The following is a 2,374-nucleotide window of genomic DNA, read 5'->3' on the forward strand; positions in this document are numbered from 1 at the left end:
TGCTGCTGGCCTCCCGAGAGGTCGCGGAAGGCCTTCGCGCGAAGCGGCAGCACGCCCATGCGTTCCAGATTGAGGTCGGCAGCCGCGCGGTCGGCCGCACCGTAAAAGGGGCGCAGTCCCAGACGGCCCAGTCGCCCTGAGAGCGTCACCTCAAAGACGCTTGCGGGAAAATCGCGCTTTGGCGCCTGCAGCTGCGGCACATAGCCGATGTCGCGGGGCGAAAGCCCGTCGCCGAAGCGCACGCTGCCAGCGCTCGGCTTTACCAGCCCCAGTATCGCGCGCAGCAGCGTGCTCTTGCCGGAGCCGTTTTGTCCAAGTATCGCAAGATAGGCACCGAAGGGCAGAGCGAAATTGACGCAGGATACGGCCTCGCGGCCCTCGAAACTGACGGAAAGCCCGTCGCAGATGAGGAGAGCCATCTTAGTTGAGCGCCTCTTTGAGGCTCTCAAGGTTTCTGCGCATAAGGCCGATGTAGGTGACGCCTCCCTGCATCTCGGCAAGCGACAAATTGTGGCACGAATGCAGCAGCCTTTTTTTTGCGCCGGTTTCGCGGCAGATGGCGTCCGTCGTATTTTCATTTGAAAGCTCTATGTGAAAGACGACCGGGATTTTTTCTTCCCTCACCTTGTCGATGAGCCGCGCTATGACTGCGGCGTTCGCCTCGGTCTCGGAGGCGCAGCCTGGAAAGGCCGCCTCCGCGTGAAGGCCGTAATCCTCGTCCAGATACCGGAACGGGTACCGGTCGCCGAAGACGAGCGTTTTGCGCTTCGCCCTCCGCACCGTCTCTGTGTAGTCCGCGTCCAGTGCGCGGAGCTTCGCGGCGTAGGTTTCGTAGTTGTACTGGTAATGGCCGCGGTTTTGCGGCGCGGCGCGGCAGAGCGCCTCTTTTATGGCCTCCGCTATCTTTATGGCGTTTTTGGGCGACGTCCAGATGTGTTCGTCCGTTTCGTGATGCGCCTCTTCGTCATGGTCGTGCCCCGCCTCTTCTTCGTCAAGGGGGTGCACACATGAGATGGCGGCAAGACGCGCCGCGTGCCCGTCCTCGTTTGCCGCGTCTCCCACCTTATTTGCCCATTGGTCGTTTTCGCCGCCCGTATAGATGAAAAGATCGCTCTTTGCAATGGAGAGCATATCCTGAGGCGACGGGTCGTAATTGTGGCTCTCCATGCCGGGCTTCAGCAGCAGAGAGAGGCTGATGTCGTCTCCGCCTACGGCGCGCGCGAAGTCGTAATATGGAAAGATAGAGGCTACGACCTTTGGGTTGCTGGATTTTTTTTCGGCCTCCACCGCGCCGCCGCTGACAGAGAGCAGATAGACGAAGAAGACGGCGGCGGCAAGAACGCCCGTTGCCGCCGCGATATATTTTCTCATTGGTGGGCAGCCAGCTTCGCGCAGGGCGAGTCTTTCGCATCATTTGCAGCGCCGCCCTCCGTGCATCCGCAGTGGCCGTAAATGACGGTGCGCGCAGGGTCCAGCGAAAAGGAGTGGTCCTCCTTCAGATGACGGCTAAAATCGTCCGCCGTCCCGCAGTCAAGGTGCGTCACGCCCCCGCAGTCCAGACATTTTAAATGGAGGTGCGCCGCGCAGCCCTCCGCGCCGAGCCTGTAGGTGGCGCCGTCACCCTTCTCCGCGATATATTTGAGCACGGCGTTGTCGGAGGCAAGCGCCTCGAGCTGCCGGTAGACCGTGGTGCGTCCGATCTTTGCTCCGCGAGCCTCAAGCAGGCCGCACAGGTCGTCCACCGAAAAGCAGCGCGCAGGATGTTCCTTTAGCAGAGCAAGAAGCGTCTCGTGATTTTTTGTCCTGTAGCGTCCACGTGTCCCCATGATTTATTTTCTCCAATATGAAATTTAATTCCATATTCATTTATAACATATCGCCGGCAAAATCGCAACGTCGCGCGCAGAACTTGTGGGCGCGCGGCGCGTATAGGCATAAAACCTTTGCGATATCGCGGGGTTGGTATAGAATATAAAGATAAAAAATAAATCAGAGCCTGTTTGTACAAATGGACTTCCGAAATGGAGATGCACTATAGCTATGAAATTTATAAATTACGCAAAAGCGGCGGCGGCCGCCGCCCTTTGTATCTCGCTTGCGGGCGCGGCCCCGCTTGCCGCCTCCGCTGTTACGAAGGCGCAGCTTTTGCCCGTCATTGAGCAGAGCCTTGGGCGCGCGACGCCTGATAAATATCTTTCAAAGCCCGCGGGCGACATCACGCGCGCAGACGCTCTGCGCCTTGCGCTTGAAGCTATGGGCTGGGGCTTCGCCGTCACCGCGGTGGACCAGGTGGCGCTGCTGCCGGAGTGGCCCGAGGTGGAGGGCGTTTCCTACGTCGCCTTCCACATGAAGCCGCAGGCGCCGGCCGAGATGC

Annotated in this window: 4 protein-coding genes; 1 reads left to right on the forward strand and 3 read right to left on the reverse strand. The window is 59.6% G+C overall.

The features are described from left to right. From RRY12_12005 to RRY12_12015, 3 genes are all read right to left on the reverse strand, one after another. On the reverse strand, positions 1–419 hold a 419-nt coding region (locus RRY12_12005; GenBank protein MEG2185396.1), incomplete at its 3' end, for an ATP-binding cassette domain-containing protein. A 1-nt stretch (position 420) separates the two neighbouring features. Beyond that, positions 421–1,371, reverse strand: coding sequence for a metal ABC transporter substrate-binding protein (locus tag RRY12_12010; protein ID MEG2185397.1), 951 nt, complete (start codon positions 1,369–1,371; stop codon positions 421–423). Beyond that, positions 1,368–1,826, reverse strand: coding sequence for a transcriptional repressor (locus RRY12_12015; GenBank protein MEG2185398.1), 459 nt, complete (start codon positions 1,824–1,826; stop codon positions 1,368–1,370). The genes RRY12_12010 and RRY12_12015 overlap by 4 nt, the downstream gene beginning before the upstream one ends. A gap of 214 nt (positions 1,827–2,040) precedes the next feature. Here RRY12_12015 and RRY12_12020 point away from each other — a divergent pair. Continuing rightward, positions 2,041–2,374 (forward strand): hypothetical protein (locus RRY12_12020; GenBank protein ID MEG2185399.1); only part of this gene is annotated, 334 nt, incomplete at its 3' end.

It is taken from the genome of Cloacibacillus sp. (assembly GCA_036655895.1).
Taxonomy (GTDB): Bacteria; Synergistota; Synergistia; order Synergistales; family Synergistaceae; genus JAVVPF01.